This window comes from Duganella sp. AC237 (assembly GCF_979254035.1).
This window is the reverse complement of sequence record NZ_CEEDEW010000003.1, coordinates 3,734,623-3,754,038: the sequence shown is the minus strand read 5'-3', so window position 1 is coordinate 3,754,038 and position 19,416 is coordinate 3,734,623. Positions and strand designations below refer to the sequence as shown.

10 protein-coding genes are annotated in these 19,416 nt (G+C 65.1%); 5 read left to right on the top strand and 5 right to left on the bottom strand.

Going from position 1 to position 19,416, the window contains the following annotated elements:
- The first annotated feature begins 477 nt into the window (after nucleotides 1-477).
- Nucleotides 478-3,942, top strand: a complete 3,465-nt coding sequence (locus AC0IYS_RS16645; protein ID WP_471706199.1) for an ATP-binding protein — start codon at nucleotides 478-480, stop codon at nucleotides 3,940-3,942.
- Nucleotides 3,943-3,955: 13 nt separating this feature from the next.
- On the opposite strand, the gene AC0IYS_RS16640 is transcribed toward AC0IYS_RS16645, so the two are convergent.
- The 4 genes from AC0IYS_RS16640 to AC0IYS_RS16625 all read right to left on the bottom strand — a co-directional run bounded on the left by AC0IYS_RS16640 (nucleotide 3,956) and on the right by AC0IYS_RS16625 (nucleotide 11,570).
- Nucleotides 3,956-5,050, bottom strand: coding sequence for a LacI family DNA-binding transcriptional regulator (locus tag AC0IYS_RS16640; protein ID WP_471706198.1), 1,095 nt, complete (start codon nucleotides 5,048-5,050; stop codon nucleotides 3,956-3,958).
- A 75-nt stretch (nucleotides 5,051-5,125) separates the two neighbouring features.
- A complete protein-coding gene (locus tag AC0IYS_RS16635; RefSeq protein ID WP_471706197.1) occupies nucleotides 5,126-7,318 on the bottom strand; it encodes an alpha-glucuronidase family glycosyl hydrolase in 2,193 nt (730 codons plus the stop codon).
- 25 nt (nucleotides 7,319-7,343) lie between these two features.
- The gene (locus AC0IYS_RS16630; protein WP_471706196.1) at nucleotides 7,344-10,214 is read right to left on the bottom strand and encodes a glycosyl hydrolase 115 family protein; all 2,871 of its coding nucleotides are present in this window, start codon (nucleotides 10,212-10,214) and stop codon (nucleotides 7,344-7,346) included.
- Between the two features lie 39 nt (nucleotides 10,215-10,253).
- Entirely contained in the window at nucleotides 10,254-11,570 is a 1,317-nt protein-coding gene (locus AC0IYS_RS16625; RefSeq protein WP_471706195.1) for an SGNH/GDSL hydrolase family protein, read from the bottom strand.
- A gap of 51 nt (nucleotides 11,571-11,621) precedes the next feature.
- On the opposite strand from AC0IYS_RS16625, the gene AC0IYS_RS16620 reads away from it, so the two are divergent.
- From AC0IYS_RS16620 to AC0IYS_RS16605, 4 genes are all read left to right on the top strand, one after another.
- Nucleotides 11,622-13,019, top strand: a complete 1,398-nt coding sequence (locus AC0IYS_RS16620; RefSeq protein WP_471706194.1) for an enolase C-terminal domain-like protein — start codon at nucleotides 11,622-11,624, stop codon at nucleotides 13,017-13,019.
- Nucleotides 13,016-14,215 (top strand): fumarylacetoacetate hydrolase family protein, encoded by a 1,200-nt coding sequence (locus tag AC0IYS_RS16615; RefSeq protein ID WP_471706193.1) that lies wholly within the window; start codon nucleotides 13,016-13,018, stop codon nucleotides 14,213-14,215. The genes AC0IYS_RS16620 and AC0IYS_RS16615 overlap by 4 nt, the downstream gene beginning before the upstream one ends.
- Before the next feature lie 110 nt (nucleotides 14,216-14,325).
- Nucleotides 14,326-15,198 (top strand): SMP-30/gluconolactonase/LRE family protein, encoded by an 873-nt coding sequence (locus AC0IYS_RS16610; protein ID WP_471706192.1) that lies wholly within the window; start codon nucleotides 14,326-14,328, stop codon nucleotides 15,196-15,198.
- Between the two features lie 119 nt (nucleotides 15,199-15,317).
- Nucleotides 15,318-17,702 (top strand): glycoside hydrolase family 3 N-terminal domain-containing protein, encoded by a 2,385-nt coding sequence (locus AC0IYS_RS16605; RefSeq protein WP_471706191.1) that lies wholly within the window; start codon nucleotides 15,318-15,320, stop codon nucleotides 17,700-17,702.
- Nucleotides 17,703-17,755: 53 nt separating this feature from the next.
- Here the strand turns inward: AC0IYS_RS16605 and AC0IYS_RS16600 are convergent, their stop codons facing one another.
- Nucleotides 17,756-19,402: a GH35 family beta-galactosidase gene (locus tag AC0IYS_RS16600; protein WP_471706190.1), complete on the bottom strand. Its 1,647-nt coding sequence runs from the start codon at nucleotides 19,400-19,402 to the stop codon at nucleotides 17,756-17,758.
- Nucleotides 19,403-19,416: the final 14 nt, after the last annotated feature.

Here is a 19,416-nt window from a genome sequence, read left to right as displayed (position 1 = left end):
CACGGGTGCCGCGCGGTGGTCGATTAGCGAGCCGGAGGAGTCGACTCGGGCGTGGTCGTTGCCGGTGGAGTGGTGGAGTCCGTTGGGGTCGTGCCGCCGGCGGCTGGTGGCGTGGTCGCGTCCGGTGCCGGGGTCGGCGTCGAAGGCGTTGCGCTAGGGGCCGGGGCCGGGGCGGTCGTGGCTTCTGGTGTCACTGGATCGGCTTCTTGCTTTTTGCAACCGGTAACAGCTGCGGCAGTCAGGATCAACGCAAAGGCGAACTTGGCGGGTACATTCAGATGTTTCATGGTGACCTCCTTGGTGTAGTGTTGAAACGTATCTTAGCTACACCTGAGGTCGCGCGGTATAGGCGTTCTCGCGGCCTGTTTGTAGGACTAGTCTTAAATCGTGTCGTGAACTAAAAACCTGGTTCACAGTGGGGCGCGCCGCTCGCGCCGACTCATGATAGGCTGAAGGAAATCATTTTTTTTCACACCCATGAGCATTCCCTCCAATCAAGTTGAAATCGCCGACACGTTCCTCGCTGCGGAAAGCGGGAGCGAGATGGCGCGCCTGATCGGCTCGCTCGACTGGTCGAGCACACCGCTGGGGCCCATCGCCGAATGGCCGCACAGCCTGCGCACGACAGTGAGTCTGTGTCTTGCATCTAACTTTCCAATCAATATCATCTGGGGGCCCGGGCACGTCCAGATCTACAACGACGGCTATCGCATCGTGTGTGGGGACAAGCACCCGTTCTCGCTCGGCATGGATTACCGCGAGTGCTGGAAGTCGGCGTGGCCGGCGATCGGCCAGCCGTTCGAGCGCGCCGTGGCGGGCCAAACCTCGTTTCTCGAGAATCAACGGATGTTTTTGCAGCGCAACGGCTACCTGGAAGAGACCTTCTTCACGTTCTCGCTGAGCCCGATCCGTGCGGACGGCGAGGTCTGCGGCCTGTTTCATCCGGTGACCGAAACCACGCGCACCATGCTCAGCGAGCGGCGCACGCGGGCGCTGCGCGATCTGACATCCGGCCTGGGGAGCGCCGAATCGGACGACGACGTCGTGCGCATGACCGTCGCCGCGCTGGCGCAGTTCGAGTTCGATATTCCATTCGTGCTGCTGTACGCGTTCGACAAGGCGTTCGGCGGCTATGCGCTGACGGGACACCATGGCGTGGCGCCGGCGAGCGCCATCAGTCCGGCGCTGCTGTCGGCCGGCGCCGAGTCCTGCTGGCAGGTCGACAAGCTGTCGCAGTCGCAGGCGGCGGTGCAGATATCGGGCTTGCGCGCGCTGATGGCCGGAGACCGGTGCGGTCCGTACGACGAAGCGCCCGATTACGCGCTCGCTCGTCCGACGCGCCAACAGCAGGACGGGCATCCGCGCATGCTGATGATGCTGGGCGCCAGCGCCAGGCTGCCGTGGGACGAGACGTACCAGGAATTCCAGCAGTTGCTGTTTGCCGCCATCGACGCCGCGATGGACCGCATCGCGACGCAGGAGCAGGAAAAAGCCAGGATCGAGGCGCTGGCCGCCGCCGACCGCGCCAAGACGCTGTTTTTTTCGAATGTCAGCCACGAGTTCCGCACGCCGCTGACATTGATGCTGGGGCCTTTGAGCGACGCGCTGGCGGAACCCATGCGCGACGGCCAGCGCGAGCGCCTGCAGATCGCCGAGCGCAATGCGCACCGCCTGCTACGGCTGGTCAACTCGCTGCTCGATTTCTCGCGCATCGAGGCGGGGCGCACCCAGGCCACCTTCAGCGCCACCGACCTGACGTCGTTGACCGCGGAACTGGCGAGCCACTTCCAGTCGGCCTGCGTGCAAGCGGGGCTTGAGCTGGTGGTCGATTGCGAACCGCTGCCGGAGCCGGTGTATGTGGACCGGGCGATGTGGGAAAAGATCGTCCTCAACCTGTTGTCGAACGCCTTCAAGTTTACGCTGGAGGGCGGCATCAAGGTCACGCTGAAGGTGCGCGGGGACGGTGTTGAGTTGAAGGTGGCCGACAGCGGCGTCGGTATTCCGCAAGCCGATGCGGCGCTGGTGTTCGACCGCTTCCACCGGGTCGAGGGACAGCGTGGCCGCTCGATGGAGGGCAGCGGTATCGGCCTGTCGCTGGTCAAGGAGATGGTCGCGCTGCATGGCGGCGCGGTGCGGGTGCGCAGCGCCGACGGCCGGGGTTCGGTTTTCAGCGTCCGGCTCAAATTCGGCTTCGCTCACCTGCCGCCGGGCCAGATCGTCGAGCAGCCGGCGCAAGCCGGGCGCTGGGCCGGCACCGCCAGCTATCTGGAAGAGGCGGTGGGGTGGCTCGACCGCAAGGGCGCGTCGTCCGAATCTGCGCCGGATCCAGCGCCGGCCGGCGCCATCAGCGCGCGTATTCTGCTGGCGGACGACAACGCCGACATGCGTTCCTATATCCAGCGTATTCTCGAGAAGAACGGCCACCAGGTCACGCTGGTCAAGAACGGCCGCGAGGCGCTCGAGGCCATCGCCGCCGGGGCGCTGCCAGATCTGGTGCTGACCGACGTGATGATGCCCGATACCGACGGCTTTACCTTGCTCAGGACGCTGCGCGCCGGCGAGGCCACGCGGGATATGGTGGTGATCCTGCTGTCGGCGCGCGCCGGTCCGGAAGCGCGGGTCGAGGGCCTGGCCGCCGGCGCCGACGATTACATGGTCAAGCCCTTCGATGCGCGCGAGCTGGTGGCGCGCATCGACGGCGCCATCAACTTGTCGCATCAGCGGCGCACTTCGGCCGCGCGCGAGGCGGCGCTGCAGGCGGAGGTGAAGGCCGAGGAGCGGGTGCGCGAACTCGATATCATCGCCCACAAACAGGCGGAGGAGGAACTGCGCGAGGCGAGCCGGCGCAAGGACGAATTCCTGGCCATGCTGGCGCACGAATTGCGCAATCCATTGGCGCCGATCAGCGCCGCCGCCCAGTTGATCGGCATGACGAAGCTGTCGGACGAGCGGCTGCGCCACACCAGCGGCGTGATCGCGCGCCAGGTCAGCCACATGACGGCGCTGGTCGACGATTTGCTGGACGTGTCGCGCGTGACGCGGGGACTGGTCGATATCGAACGCACGCCGCAGGATGTGCGCAACGTGGTGTTCCACGCGATCGAACAGGTGCGGCCGCTGATTGAGAGCAAACGCCACCGGCTGGTCACCGACCTGGCGCCGGATGTCGGGTCGGTGTTGGGCGACCAGAAGCGGCTGGTGCAGATCATCAGCAACCTGCTGAACAACTCGGCCAAGTACACGCCCGACGGCGGCCGCATCACCGTGCGCACCGAGCTGGTAGGCCAGGACGTCGAACTGGTGGTGGAGGACAACGGCGCCGGTATCGCGCCGGCCTTGCAGTCGGCCGTGTTCGAGCTGTTCTCGCAGGCCGAGCGCACGCCGGACCGCACGCAGGGCGGGCTGGGTTTGGGCCTGGCGCTGGTGAAAAACCTGGTGGAGCTGCACGGCGGGACGGTCGGTTGTCACAGCGACGGTGTCGGCATGGGCAGCCGCTTCACGGTCACGCTGCCGCGCACCACCGCGCGCGTGGAAGCGGCCGCGCCGCTGCCGTCACGGCCGGCGGACGCGAAGGAGGGCGGCTTGAAGATCATGGTGGTCGACGACAATGTCGATGCGGCGGAGATGCTGGAGATTATGCTCGACGCGGTCGGACACCATGTCATCGCCGTGCACAATGCGGCCGACGCCCTGCTGCGCGCGCACGAGGGCGAAGGACTCGACGTCGCCATCCTCGACATCGGCCTGCCGGATCTGGACGGCTACGAGCTGGCCAGGCGGCTGCGCGCCGACAGCCGCAGCGCCGGCATGGTGCTGGTGGCGCTGACCGGGTACGGGCAGGCGTCGGACCGCGACAAGGGCATCGCGGCGGGATTCGACCATTACCTGGTGAAGCCGGTGTCGCCGTCGACATTGATCAATTTGATGAGCGAAATCACGTAGAAGGTGGAACGCGTCAGCGCGCGTTGCGCTTGACGATCCTGGCCGGTGGGCGCATGCGCGGCGCGGCATCCGACTGGCGCCGTATCAGCGCGTAGTCCATCAGCGCATGCTCCGGCGCCTGCGGCGCGCCGCTGTGGCGGGCGCGGACCTGCTGCACCAGCGAGCGCAGCGCCGCTTCCGCCATGCCGGTGATGGGTTGCCGCACGGTGGTGAGCTCGGGCCAGATGGTCGTGGCCAGCGCGGTATCGTCGAAGCCGGCCACGGTCAGGTCGCCCGGCACGTCGAGGCCCAGCCTGTGCGCGATCGCCACCACGGCGGCGGCCATGTCGTCGTTGCTGGCGAAGATGGCGGTCGGACGCGGCTTCTGGGCGAGCAGGATCTCCGCCGCGTCCAATCCCGAACGATAGGTGAACATGCCAGGTACGATCAGCTCCGGGTCGGCCTGCGCGTGATGCTCGGCGATGGCGGCCTTGAAGCCGGCCAGCCGGCGCGCGCTCGCGCTCTGGTTCGGATGGCCGGCGACGAAGCCGATGCGCTGGTGGCCCAGCGCGATCAGATGGCAGGCCATCGCGTGGGCGGCAGCGTAGTCGTCGATGCTCACGCCGCTGACGCGCAGGTCCGGCTGGCCGCAGGCCACCGTCACGGTCGGGGTGCCGGCGTCGGTGATCAAGTCGATCAGCTGTTTGGAGTCGCACAGCGGCGGCGGCAGGATGATGCCATCGACGCCATTGGCGATCAGGCGGCGCGCCTGCTCGACGCCGTGTTCATCGGCCTCGCATTTTTCCACCACCAGCTGGACGTTGTTCGGGCCGGCCTGATTGAGCAGGCCGACCAGGAATTCGCTCAGGTAGCCGGCGCTCGGATTACTGTACAAGAAGCCGATGCGGATCGAACGCGAACCGGCCAGGCGGCGCGCGGCCTGGTTGGGCACATAGCTCAGGGCGGCGACGGCGTCGGCCACGCGGTTGCGGGTCTTCTCGCTCACTTTGGCGTCGCCGTTCATCACGCGCGACACCGTCATCGGCGACACGCCGGCCAGCTTGGCGACATCGGTCATCGTCGGTGCTTGCGCCGGCGGATCCAGGGGGGCTTGCTCTCTACTTCTCATCTTCACTCCAGGGTCAGGTCCACCAATGCTACACGAGCTGGGCTACAGATGCGATTTTAGCAAAGGATTTACCTGTTATCCCCGGCCCGGCGCGTAAGGGAAGTGGATGGCCTTGTAGTAGTCCAGCGGTTTTGGCGGCGGCTGCACACCCGGCGGCAGCGGCAAGCCGTTCACCGACTGGAAGTAGGCGATGCAGGCATTGCGCCACAACTCGGCGTTGGCGACCTGGCGCTGCAGACGCTGCGCCACTTCCGCGTGGCGCCTTGCGTCGATCAGCGGCCGCAGCGCCATCCAGCGCGATTGCAGCTCGCGCGCGCCGCGCACGCCGGTGTCGTAGTGGTGTATCAGTTCGGCCCACAGCGTGCGGCCAGACGGCATCGCGTAATCCCACGGCAGATGGTGGAACCACAGCAGGAATTGCGGCGGCGTGGTGCGCGGATCGGCGTACTGGCGCGCGATCTCCGGCGCATACTGGGCCAGCGCGTTGGTGCCGCTGGCGGTGCGGTCGAAACCGATGCCGTCGCGGGCGGCGCGATGGTAGTAGACCGGATTCCAGTCCGGGCGTTCCAGATTGTCGATCCACGGCGCCGGGCCGTGGTGGTGCGAGGTGCCCATCATGTGGTGCAGGCCCAGTGGCGTCATGTAATCGACCACGGTTTCGCGCGACATCATCATGATGTCGACCACCGGGGCGGTCACGCGGACGTCGGGACCGAAGGTTTGGGCGGCCCATTCGACGGCGATGTCGCGCGCCGACGCCTGCGGATTCCACGCCAGGCGGCCGTACGCGTACCAATTGGCCTGGTCGAAGTGGTGGCCGGTCCAGTTGCGGTCCGTGCCGATATTGGCCACGCCGGCCATGCCGGTCAGGCTTGTGCGCCCGGCCGAACGCGCCGGCAGCGCCTTGCCCTCGACGACCTGCGCCACCGTCAACCCATGCGGGGCGCGCTTGGTGTCGGCGTGCAGCGTCTCTTCGAACATCGTGCCCAGGTAGGCCAGGTCGGTGGAAAAGCCGAGATACTCCTTGGTGATCTGGAACTCCATCATCAGCGGCGTCTTCGGCATGCCGCCGAACAGCGGGTGGAACGGCTCGCGCGGCTGGAAGTCGATGGCGCCGTTCTTCACCTGAACGATGACGTTGGATGCGAACTTGCCGTCAAGCGGCGTGAATTCGTCGTAGGCCTGCTTGGCGCGGTCGGTGGCCTTGTCCGCGCCGTGCGCGTAGACGAAGGCGCGCCACATGACGATGCCCTTGTGGGGCGCCACGGCGGCGGCCAGCATGTTGGCGCCGTCCACGTGGGTGCGGTTGTAGTCCTGCGGGCCTGGCTGGCCCTCCGAATTGGCCTTTACCAGGAAGCCGCCGAAGTCCGGGATCGCGCGATAGATCTCGTCGGCCTTCTTGCGCCACCATGCCTGCACCGCCGGCGAGAGCGGATCGGCGGTGTCGGTTTCCTTCAGTTCCAGCGGTGTGGAGAAGCGCGCCGACAGATATACCTTGATGCCATACGGGCGCAGGATGTCGGCGACGGCTGCGGCCTTGGCGATGAAGGCCGCGGTCAGCACCTCCGGCTTGGAGTTGACGTTGTTAAGCACCGTGCCGTTGATGCCCAGCGAGGCGTTGGCGCGCGCGTAGTCGGTGTAGCGGCGGTCGGCGATGTCCGGCAGCGCCCACCAGTCCCAGATCGAGAAGCCGGAGTAGCCGCGTTCCACCGTGCGGTCCAGGTTATCCCAGTGGTTCAGCAGGCGCAGTTGCAGCTTGGGCGCCGAACTTGCTTCCGGCGCCGCGCCGATTGCAGCGGCGCGCAGCCAGGCGAAAGACCCGTACAGCAGGCCGATGTCGCTGTTGGCGGCGATCAGCGTCACGTTGTGGCCTTGCAGGCGGGTTTTGCGCAGCAGGTAGCCTTCCTGGCCCAGCGCCGCCAGCTCGGCGCGCAGTGGGGAGGAGGACGCGGTCAGTTCCGGCAGCCCCGCCGGCGTTGCCAGCACCAGCGAACCATCGCGTATCGCGGTCGATGTCGCCGGCGCGCTTCCCAGCATGCCTTGCAGTCCCTTTTGCAGTTCGCTCAGCGCCGCCTGCGTGGTTGGCGAGGGCTTGCCCGCCAGGACCAGGGTGCGGGCCTGCGGCTGCAGTTTGGCCTGCGCCGCGCGCTCCAGTGGTTGGTAGCGCAGCCACAGGTCGTAGCCGTCTTCGTCGGCGGCGCATGCCGGCGCCGCCGCGGCCAACGACAACAGCACGGTGGCCATCAGCCTGATAAATATATTTGCCATCTTGTCTCCGTTTATATTTTTTTAATCAGCGCGCGCGCGGGCTTTCCGGCGGCCCGAGATAGCTGTCGCGTTGGCCGCCAGTGTCGACCACCAGTTTTTGCAGCACCAGGGCGGGATCGATCACCCAGAATTTCAAGGTATGTTTGCCTGCGGTGTCGATCACGTGCCGGGACGTCATCACCGTGGCGCCGTCCGAGACGCTGCGCTCCCATGCTTTTTCGGAGCCGTCCGCGTGCAGGTTGACGATCTGCGGCGCCTCGTCGTCGAATGAAATCGCGTAGCGCAGGCCGGGGCCCGGCTGGATCTTCTGGGTCGGCGCCAGGGTCGCGTGCACGTTGACCTTGCCTTTGGTGGTCAGCAGCATCTGGTACTCGAGCCGCATTTGCGGCACGCCGTCCGGTGGCGCGTCGACCGGCAGCGTCGTCATGCCCGACAGCGTGCGGCCATGGTCGGGAATGCGCAGCCACTCGCGCTTTTCGGGCGCCACCGCCCGGGTGTAGTGCTCCGCTTCCATCGACACGACACCGGCGGTTTCGATAAAGTCGCCCTTGGCGGCTTTCGGCAGTCCGGTGGAGCGGCGCAGCGGCACGGCCACCGTCGTCTTGGCGCCGTTTGGACCGGCAATGGTCAATGTCGCGCGATCAACGCCAGCCGGAACATCTTCCCAGCGCACGTCGACCATGACGCGCTGCTCGCGTTCCACCCGGCCCGCAGGTTTATCGAGCAAGACCCACGGCGCGCTGGCGCTTACCTTGTAGTCGAACGGCTGCTGGCCGCGATTGAAGATTTCGATGTGACGTGGACGTCCCTCGAACGGATCGAGGACTGGCAGCGCCAGCGTGTCGCCGGCGGGGCCGGGCCATACGTTGGCGCTGCCTTCGACGGCCACGCCCATGTCGCCTTCCTTCGGAACCTGTACCTCGGTCACCGGCGGCATCACGTTGCGGGGCGGCTGGTTCCAGTAGGTGTAGCCCAGGTGGGTCTGCGACATCATGTGGTTCCATTTGCCGCCGCTGATATCCTCATGATAGCGGCGTACCAGCTCCGCATCCTGCTGGAACAGCTGGCGGGTGCGCGCCGCCAGATCGTTGGTGGAGGTGCGGCCCTGCAGTCCGTAAAGGCGGTTCATGCCGGCCGTGACATACAGCTCGTTGACCACGGCGCTGGCCTGCACCGGGTATAGCACCAGCTGGAAGAAAGCGTCGCGCTTTGCTGCCGGCAGCGCGGCCGAAATGCGTTCGGCGCGCGCGGCGATGTCGCGGTACTCCTCGACGATGCGCGCCGCTTCGCCATAGTTGACCAGGCTGTAGGTGGTCGGCTCCAGCTGTTCCGGCTTGCGGCGGCCGTTGTACTTCGCATACTTGGCGACGATGTCGGCGATGTCGTCCGCATGTTCGGGCCCGAATTCGCGCGTGGCCCACAGTTTCAGGTAGTCCGGCAGGCGCTGCGCCGGCCATGCGGCGGGGTTCCACGCATAGGTCAGGAAGAATTCGATCGGCACTTCCATCGGTTTGAGGTCGCCCACGTTGACGATCCACATGCGGTTGGCCTGGTACTGCCATGCCAGATGCATCTGTTCCCATATTTTGGGCAGCGGTGTGACGTTGATCCACTTATAGGAGCGCGGCCCGCCGACATAGTCGAAATGGTAGTAGACACCGGCGCCGCCGGCGCGCTTGCGCTCCTCCTGCGTCGGCAGGCGGCGGATATTACCCCAGTTATCGTCACACCAAAGCAGCATCACGTCGTCGGGAACGCGCATGCCCCGCTCGTAGTATTCCTGGACCTCCTTGTACAGCGCCCAGGTTTGCGGCACCTTGGTCACGTCCGGGTTGATCTGCCTGGCGATGGCTTCGCGCTGGCGGCTGACGATGCGCTCCAGCAGCGAGACGTTGGATTCCTCCGACATCGGTTCGTCGCCGTCGCCGCGCATGCCGATGGTGATCATCTTTTCGTAGTCGCGCGTGTTGCGCAGGCCTTTGCTCCAGAAGTCGTCCAGCACTCCCTGGTTCTTGTTGTAGTCCCACGGGCCTTTGCCCTGGCGCTTCCATTCCTGTTGCGCGCGCATCATCGGCTCGTGGTGGGAGGTGCCCATGACGATGCCGTATTCGTCGGCCAGCTTGCCGTTCAATTTGTCGTCGTCGTAAAAGGCCGAATTCCACATCGCCGGCCACAGGTAGTTGGCACGCAGGCGCAGCAGCAGCTCGAACACCTTGGTGTAGAACTCGTGGTTGTAGCCGCCGTAGCGCTGCTTCACCCAGCCGGTCAGCGCCGGTTGTTCATCGTTGAGGAAGATGCCGCGATATTGCACCACCGGCGCGTCGCTCACGGCGACGGGGGCGGAGGCGTAAATGCTGGCATGGCTTTGCGCCGGCACGTCGGCCCACCACTGCCACGGCGATACGCCGATCTGCTCGGAGATCTCGTAGATGCCGTAGATGGCGCCGCGCTTGTCGCTGCCGGCGATGACCAGGGCGCGCTCGACGCCGGGCAGCGGGTTGCGCAGGGTTTGTACCTGCCAGCCTTCCCATTTGCCTTTGATGGCGGTGACGTCCAATTTGCCAGCTTTTACCAGCTGGTCGATCAATGGACTTTTGCCGATGGTGCCGATGATGACGACATCGGCGCCGGCGGGCTTGCCGCTTTGCTCCAGGGCGGGCCGCGCGGTGCTCACGCGGGCGATGTCTTCCTGCAGGTCGCGCGCGGCGCGCAGCACGCCGGGGTGGTCGGCTTTGTCGACGTAAATGGTGGCGGCGCGGCCGGCGTTGGCCAGCGTGACGGCGTCGGCGGCCGGGGTGTCGAATGTCGCCAGGCGTTTTTGGCCCAGCGCTTGGGCGGGGAGGGCGCAGGTTAGCAGCGCCAGGAGGGCCGCGCCTGCGAGGTAGAGTTGTCTCATTTTTTAATGGTTTTTGTGTTTATGGGTGTTGCGGGATGGTTATCTGCCGGGTGCGCATCTTTTTCGCAGCAGGTCGAGCGGAACCGCATCGGCCAGGGCGCGGTAGCCTGCCAGTGACGGGTGCAGGTGGTCGCCGGAGTCCAGCGGTTTGCTGATTTTTTTCGGCTCGGCGGGGTCGCGCAGGGCGGCGTCGAAGTCGACCACCGCGTCGAATACGCCGGATTTGCGTATCCAGTCGTTCATTTCCTGGCGGTCGGCTTCGTTCTCCGGCTCCGGATGATAGTAGTCGCTGCCTGCGTACGGGGTGATGGTTGCGCCGATCATACAGATGCCGCGCGCCTTCGCCCGCTCGGCCAGTTGTCGATGCGCGAGGCGCAGATCGGCCAGCAGTTTTTTGCGGTCGGCCGGCAGGTCGGGCGTGTTGCGGTGCTGGCCGCCCAGGTCATTGACGCCGATGAATACCAGCGCGTGCGTGACGCCGGCGCGCGACAACACGTCGCGGTCGAAGCGAGACGCCAGATTTGGCCCCAGTCCGTCGCGCAGCATGCGGCCACCGCCGATGCCGGCGTTGACGATGCCCACTTGCTGGCTATCCTGGCGCAGACGCGCCGCCAGCAGGTCGGTCCAGCGGTTATTGCCGTCGGTGGTGACGCCGTAGCCGTCGGTGATCGAATCGCCGATGGCGACCAAGGCGCCGGCGCTGCGCGGGGCCTGCACGTCGACATCGCTCACCAGGAACCAGCGCCCGATGGTGCCGGCGCCGCTCCAGTCGGCGTCCATGATGCGGTTACCCTTGGTGAAAAAGCTGGTGGCGCGCGAGCCGGAATGGCTGGTCTGGCGCGGCGGCGCTTCCTTGAAATACAGCGAAACGGAGAGGTCGGCGGCCGGTTTGACTTCCAGCGCCACGGGGTCGCTATAATATTCGGCTCCGGCGGGGATCATCACCGAGGGGCTGCCGTCAAAAGTGAGCGCGCGCGTGGTGGCGCCGTCAACCTGCACTTTGCCCGGGGCCAGCGCAAGGGCGACACTGGCCGCTTCCACCGTCAATGGCGCGGTGCCGTGCACATTACTAAGCCGAACCCTCAGGCGGCTGCCACCGAGCGACAGACGCACTGTCTGGCGCAGGCTGCCGTCGCGCCAGTTTGCGGCGGGCAGCTCGTTCGCCGTGTCGGGAATCTGCTGCGCCGTGCCCCAGGAGGCGACCCAGCGGCTATCCGGCGCCGGGACTTCGCCGCCTGTGGCGGGACCGTTCAGCGAGGCACAGGCGGTCAGCGCCAGGGCGGGTACGATCGCCGCCAGGGCGGTGACTAACAAGCCGCCGAAGCGGACGTATGACGCGTGTTGACTTGGTCGCATAAATCCTTCACACTGGTTAAATGTTAGCGCTTATCATTTTAGGGTAAAGGCATGGTACAGGCAACAAATTTAGACAAGTCGGCAGCACCGGTGATCACCGAAATGCGCGTCCTCCCGGTGGCTGGCCGCGACAGCATGCTGCTCAATTTGTGCGGCGCGCATGCGCCATACTTCACCCGCAATCTGGTGCTGTTGAAGGATAGCGCCGGACATACCGGCATCGGCGAGGTTCCCGGCGGCGCAGGCATATTGCGCGCGCTGGAAAACGCCGTCCCGCTGGTGGTCGGCACGCAGATCGGCCGCTACAACCGCACCCTCAACGGCATCCGCGATGCCATCGCCAACAAGGATGTCAGCGGCCAGCAGTACCAGGTGACGTCCGAGGCCGAGGCGCAGGTGCTGAAGCAGCCGCACGAGATCAACCTGCGGCTGGAGAACGTCGTCACCGCCGTCGAGGCGGCGCTGCTCGACCTGCTGGGACAACACCTTGGCGTGCCGGTTTGCGAGCTGCTGGGCGCAGGCCAGCAGCGCGACGGCGTGCCAATGCTGGCCTACCTGTTCTACATCGGCGACCGCAATCGCACCGACCTCGATTATCTGTCTGGGCAGGGCGCAGCAAGCGACTGGTACCACATGCGCCACCAGGAAGCGATGACGCCCGCCGCCATCGCCAAACTGGCCGAGGCGACGGTTGAAAAATATGGCTTCCGCGATTTCAAGCTCAAAGGTGGCGTGATGCACGGCGCCGAGGAGATGGAAGCGGTGGCGGCGATCAAGGCGCGCTTCCCCGAGTCCCGCGTGACGCTGGACCCGAACGGCGCCTGGTCGCTGCGCGAGGCGATCGATATCTGTCGCGGCAAGGGCCACCTTTTGGCTTACGCCGAAGATCCCTGCGGCCCCGAGAACGGTTATTCCGGCCGCGAAATCATGGCGGAGTTCCGCCGCGCGACCGGCATCCCGACGGCTACCAACATGGTCGCCACCGACTGGCGCCAGATGGCCCATTCGCATTTACTCGGCGCGGTCGATATTCCGCTGGCCGATCCACACTTCTGGACCATGCAGGGCTCCGTGCGACTGGCGCAGCTTTGCCACGAATGGGGACTGACCTGGGGTTCGCATTCGAATAACCATTTCGACGTCTCGCTGGCGATGTTCACCCATGCTGCGGCCGCCGCGCCGGGTAAAATCACCGCCATCGATACGCACTGGATCTGGCAGGAAGGACAGGAACGCCTGACGCGCGAGCCCCTGCAAATCGTCGGCGGCGAGGTCAAGGTGCCGCAGGCGCCGGGCCTGGGCATCGAACCGGATATGGATCGCATCGAGGCGGCGCACGAACTATATAAAAAGGTGGCGTCCACCGCGCGCGACGACGCGCTGGCGATGCGCTATCTGGTGCCCGGTTGGACGTATTACCCTAACAAACCGAGTCTGGGACGAACATGAAAAATCAATTGAAGCACGCGCCGACGGCGGTGCATTTGCCTGCCGATCTGCCGCAGGCGCTGCTGGTCGGCCGCGTGTGGCGCGACGACGTCAATGGTCCGTGTGTGGTGGTGGTGCGCGATGGTGAAGTGTTCGACATCACCGCTGGCAGCGCCACGGTGGCGGATCTGCTGGACAGGGAAGATCCCGCCGGCTTCGCGCGCGCCGCGCAGGGCGAATCGCTGGGCCGCGTGGAGGCAATCATCGAAGGTGCGCTCAGCGCCGATGCCGCCTCGCGCAGTACGCGCCTGCTGGCGCCTTGCGATGTGCAGGCGGTCAAGGCTTGCGGTGTGACCTTCGCGGTCAGCCTGCTCGAACGCGTGATCGAAGAGCAGGCCGGTGGCGACGCGGCGCGCGCCAATGCGCTGCGCAGCACCCTGCTCAAGGACATCGGCGCCGACCTCTCGGCCATCAAACCCGGCTCGCCGGAAGCGGAAAAGCTCAAGCAGCAGTTCATCGAGCGCGGCGCCTGGTCGCAGTACATGGAAGTGGGCATCGGGCCGTATGCGGAAGTGTTCTCCAAGGCCCAGCCCATGTCGGCGGTCGGCTTTGGCGCCGATGTCGGCCTGCACCCGGATTCGAAGTGGAACAATCCGGAACCGGAGATCGTGCTGGCGGTGAACAGCCGCGCGCAGGCTGTCGGCGCCACGCTCGGCAACGACGTCAACCTGCGCGACATCGAAGGACGCAGCGCGCTTTTGCTGGGCAAGGCCAAGGATAACAATGGCTCGTGCGGCATGGGACCATTCATCCGGTTGTTCGACGCTTCCTTCACCATCGATACCGTGCGCAACGCTGAACTGCGGTTGCTGATCGAAGGCGCCGACGACGGCTTCCGCCTCGACGGCGAAAGCCGTATGCGCGAAATCAGCCGCGATCCGCTGGACCTGGTTGCGCAGACCGCCGGCGCGCACCACCAATATCCCGATGGATTCATGCTCTTCCTCGGCACCATGTTCTCGCCGATCAAAGACCGTGGCGCGCCTGGCGCCGGTTTCACCCACAAGCTGGGCGACCGGGTCAGCATCGCCAGCCCTGCGCTCGGCACGCTGGTCAACCACGTGCAGCGCAGCGACGCCATCGCGCCATGGACCTTCGGCGTGCGCGCGCTGTACCGCAATCTCGCGCAGCGCGGCTTGCTGGGGGATATGGCTTAAACGTCACAGCGGGATCAGGATCAAACCAATTACAATAAAGTGGAGATGAACAAGATGGTCCAAGCAACTTTCGGCCGCGATTACCTGGTCGATGCAGGGTGGTACGTCGCATGAGTACATTCCAGATTCAACCAGAGTGCATTTGGGCCCTGGGTGCGACCTTGGGCGAAGGTCCGGTGTGGCACGCCGAGAACAACGCCCTGTATTTTGTCGATATCAAGCAGCACAAGGTGCACCGCTGCGGCGAGGACGGCGGCTTGCGCCAGAGCTGGAGCCTGCCCGATGAAGTAGGCTTTGCGCTGCCGATGCGCGGCGGCGACTTCGTTTGCGGCCTGCCGGGCCAGTTGATGCGGTTTTCGTTCGACAGCGGCGCCCTGGACCTGCTGCACGAAGTGGAAACGGATTTGCCGGGCAACCGTTTGAACGACGGGTACATCGACCGTCACGGCGCCTTGTGGTTCGGCTCCATGGACAACGCCGAGGTGCAAGCCAGCGGTTCGTTGTACCGCGTGCAGCGCAAGGGACAACCGCGCCGCAAGGACAAGGGCTACGTCATCACCAACGGGCCGGCCTGCAGCCCGGATGGCCGCACCTTCTATCACACCGATACGCTCGAGAAGACCATCTATGCCTTCGATATCGACGATGCCGGCCACCTGACCAACAAGCGCGTGTTCGTGCGGATCGCGGGTGAGGGCTACCCGGACGGCACTACCGTCGATTCCGACGGCGCCGTGTGGATCGCCTTGTTCGCCGGCGCGCGCATCGAGCGCTATTCGCCGCAGGGTGAGTTGATCGCCACGGTGCCGATGCCTTGTTCGAACATCACCAAGATCGCTTTCGGCGGCCATGACCTGCGCACGGTGTTCGTCACCACGGCGCGCAAGGGTTTGTCGGAGGAGCAGTTGTCCACCCAACCGCTGGCCGGCGGCTTGTTCCGCTTCCGCGTGCCGACGCCCGGCCAGATCCAGCACCAGTTCTGAAAACGGGCTTTTCATACCCCTGAAATCGTTTTCATATTATAGTAACGCGAAATAGAAATGCAAGGTATCAGTAAAAGTAGCACCGGAACACCAACTAAAAACAATTGGAGACGTAGCACATGAAAAGTAACCGCAGGCAGTTCCTGTCCTCGATGACCGGCGTCGCCGGCCTGTCCGTGATGTCGGCGCCGATGGCGCTGGCGGCGGCCGCCCAGGCGCCTTACAAGAATCCTTCGCTGCCGCTGGAAAAGCGCGTGGACGATCTGCTGGGCCGCATGACGCTGGACGAGAAGATCGCCCAGCTGCAGTGCATCTGGCAGAAAAAGACCGAGATGCAGGATGCCGCCGGCGAGTTCTCCGCCGAAAAAGCCAAGAAGAACTACCCGAACGGCATGGGCATGTTGGGCCGTCCTTCCGACCGTCAGCTTGGCCAGGCGGCCGGCGCCGGCGACACCGGCGAAAAGGCCAACCGCAACGCGTTGGAGACCGCGAACTACGTCAACGCTGCGCAAAAATGGGCGGTCGAGCAGACCCGCCTTGGCATTCCGATGCTGACCCACGAGGAGGCGCTGCACGGCTACGTGGCGCGCGATGCCACCAGCTTCCCGCAGGCGATCGGCCTGGCGTCGTCGTTCGACCCGGAAATGGTTGAAAAAGTCTTCAGCGTGGCGGCGCGCGAGATGCGCGCGCGCGGCGCCAACCTGGCGCTGGCGCCGGTGGTCGACGTGGCGCGCGAGCCGCGCTGGGGCCGCATCGAAGAGACCTACGGCGAAGACCCGTATCTGAGCGGCGAAATCGGCAAGGCGGCGGTGATCGGCTTCGCCGGCAAAGACAAGGTGCTTGCCAAGGACAAGGTCTTCGTCACGCTCAAGCACATGACGGGCCACGGCCAGCCGGAGAGCGGCACCAACATCGGCCCGGCCGAAATCAGCGAGCGCACCTTGCGCGAGGATTTCTTCCCGCCGTTCGAAAAACTGATCAAGGAAACCAACGTCGGCGCGGTCATGCCCTCGTATAACGAGATCGGCGGCCTTCCGTCGCACGCCAATCACTGGCTGCTGCACAAGGTGCTGCGCGAGGAGTGGGGCTTCAAAGGCCTGACCGTATCCGATTATTTCGGCATCAAGGAACTGGTCACGCGCCACAAGCTGGCGGCCGATTCGAAAGAGGCGGGCTTGCTGGCGTTCAAAGCCGGCGTCGATGTCGAGACCCCGGACGGCGAGGGCTATCTGACGCTGGCCGCGCTGGTTAAGGAAAAGCGCATCAGCGAAAAAGAGATCGATGTGGTGGTGCGCCGCGTGCTGACCTTGAAGTTCCAGGCCGGCCTGTTCGAGCAGCCTTACGTCGACGCCAAGGCGGCCGACAGCCTGACCGCCACGCCCGACGCGATCGCGCTGGCGCGCCTGTCGGCGACGCGCACGCCGGTGCTGCTGAAGAACGACAAGGGTCTGCTGCCGCTGAACGCCAAGAAGGTGGGCAAGGTGCTGCTGCTCGGGACCCACGCCAAGGATACGCCGATCGGCGGTTATTCCGACATACCGCGCCATGTGGTCTCGATCTACGACGGCCTGCTCGCGGAGAGCAAGGCGCAGGGTTTCGAGCTGGCGTATTCGGAAGGCGTGCGCATCACCGAGGAGCGCATTTGGGGCAAGGACGAGATCAAGTTCGTCAAACCGGAAGTCAATGCGAAGCTGATCGCCGAGGCGGTGCAGGCTGCGAAATCGGCCGATACCATCATCATGGTCCTGGGCGACAACGAGCAGACCAGCCGTGAGGCGTGGGCCGACGAGCATTTGGGCGACCGCGCGAGCCTGGACTTGATGGGCCAGCAGAACGATCTGGCGGCGGCGATTTTCGCGCTGGGCAAGCCGACCGTGGTGTTCCTGCTGAACGGGCGTCCGTTGTCGGTCAACCTGCTGGCGGAAAAGGCCGATGCGCTGATCGAGGGCTGGTACATGGGGCAGGAGACCGGCCACGCCGCCGCCGATTTGCTGTTCGGCCGCGCCAACCCCGGTGGCAAGCTGCCGGTGTCCATCGCGCGCAATGTCGGTCAACTGCCGGTGTTTTATAACCATAAGCCGTCGGCTCGCCGCGGCTATATCGATGGCAGCACCAAGCCTTTGTATCCGTTCGGTTTTGGACTGAGCTACACGACATTCGACATCTCGGCGCCGCGTTTGACCAAGGAGTCGATCGGCATCGCCGGCACGACGTCGGTGCAGGTCGATGTGACCAATACCGGCAAGCTGGCGGGTGACGAGGTTGTGCAGATCTATATTCGGGACGACGTCAGTTCGGCGACGCGGGCGGTGCTGGAATTGAAGGCGTTCAAGCGCGTGACGTTGCAGCCGGGTGAGAAGCGTACGCTGACCTTCGAGATCAAGCCGTCGGATTTGTGGTTCTTTAATGCGCAGATGAAGCGGGTGGTGGAGCCGGGGAGCTTTACCATCCACGCCGGTCCGGATAGCGTGAAATTGAAGTCCGTGAAGTTGATGGTGGGGTAGCCGCTGGCGGCTCTTGGCGGATTAGCGCGAAGCGCGTAATCCGCCATTTCAGCTTACCGGTAACGGTACAATTTCACCTTCTGCATCGTAAAGTCGCCGGTCACCAGCATGATCTGCCGGCCCTGGTGGATCTCGTCGCCATTGAGCCAGCGGCCGTCTTTCCATTTGCCGTTCTCGTACGTCCCTTCGGTCACCTTTTCCAGCCCGACCAGGTCTCCGGCGCCGGTGGCGTCGGTGAACTTCACCGTCAGCCCTTTACCCGCCAGCAGGAACTCGTCGTCCGACAGTTTGATGATCAAACCGCCGCATCCTTCCAGGTCCTTGCTGTCGGTCTTGGCCCACGGGTTGCTGAAGCTGACCTGCAAGTTAAAGCCGCCCATCGTCACCTGCTGCGGCGATGCGTCCACCACACCGTCATACGACACCTTGGCCTTGAAACCGCGCATGTTGCCGCTGCCTTGCACCTGGTTGATCAAAGGCGTCAACTGGCGCAGCAGCCGATAAGCCTTCGGTAGCGGATCGGTGGGCTCGCTGTCCTCGACGCCGAACGGCGAAAAACCGAACGCATCGAACTCGCCGATCGCATAGAACGCCTTGGCCGCCGCGTCATGCCGGCCGGCGTTGTCGGCCTCGGGGATGAACAGCGGATTGTCGGCCCGCTTGAACTGCGGCGCCCATTCGGTGAAGTTGGGGAAGTAGGTGTCGATCGCCAGCACGTCGAGCGACGGCGCGCCGGCCTTCCAGATATCGAACAGGTGCGGCAGCGGCCCGGCGCTCGGATATTCGCCCGGCCGCTTGCCTGGCCGGTTCAGCGCGGCGTTGACGTACATCGGCAGCGGATAGGCCGCCTTGCCGGCGGCGGTCATGGTTTCCACAAAGGTGGCGTAACCCCAGGCCTGGAACACCTCTTCGGCGGCGGTCGACGTGCCGAATACCTCGGCCCAGGTGCCGCTGGTGCGGTGGCCGTTGGCGGCCCACAGCGCCTGCACCGACGGATGCAGCCTGGCGCGGTTGGCGCCCAGGTAGTCGGTCAAGGCCTTGGGCACCTGGCCGGCGATGGCGGCGTTGGCCAGCGGGCTGTAATCGCGCACGTCCGGCAGCATGCCGATCTCGTTCTCCACCTGTACCATGACGACGGTGCGCTCGGTGTCGGCCTGTTTCAGGTGCGCCAGCAGCGCGCGGTAGGCGGCGGTATCGGCGGCCAGCGTCTTGGGACTGAACGGCGTCAGCACCTCTTGCGGTGCGCCGTTGCGGGCGAGGGAGCGCGGGAAGCGCTGGGCATCCCGCTTGACCCACGGCGGGACATAGGTCGACATCGAATTCTTCCAGGCGCCGAACCACAGCAGGATCAGTTTCTTGTCGTTGGCGCGCGCCTGTTTCAGCATCCCGTCGAGCACGGTGAAATCGAAGCGGCCCTCGACCGGCTCGATCTGGTCCCACTGCACCGGCGCCAGCACGGTGTTCAGTTCCGCGCCCTTGAGCGCCGGCCAAAGTTTGTTCAGGTAGGGCAGGTGCGATGCCGACGAATTATGCAGTTCGCCGCCGAGGACGAGGAAGGGCTGGTCGTTGACCATCAACTGCGTAGCCGTGCCTTGCTTGCGCAGGTAAGGGACGGAATTGGCGGCGAGCGCGGCGCCGCCTTCCAGCAGAAACAGCGCGAAGGCGCAGGTTAGCGCGGCGCGTCGTGTCGGTGCTCGCATGGTGCTCCTGAAAA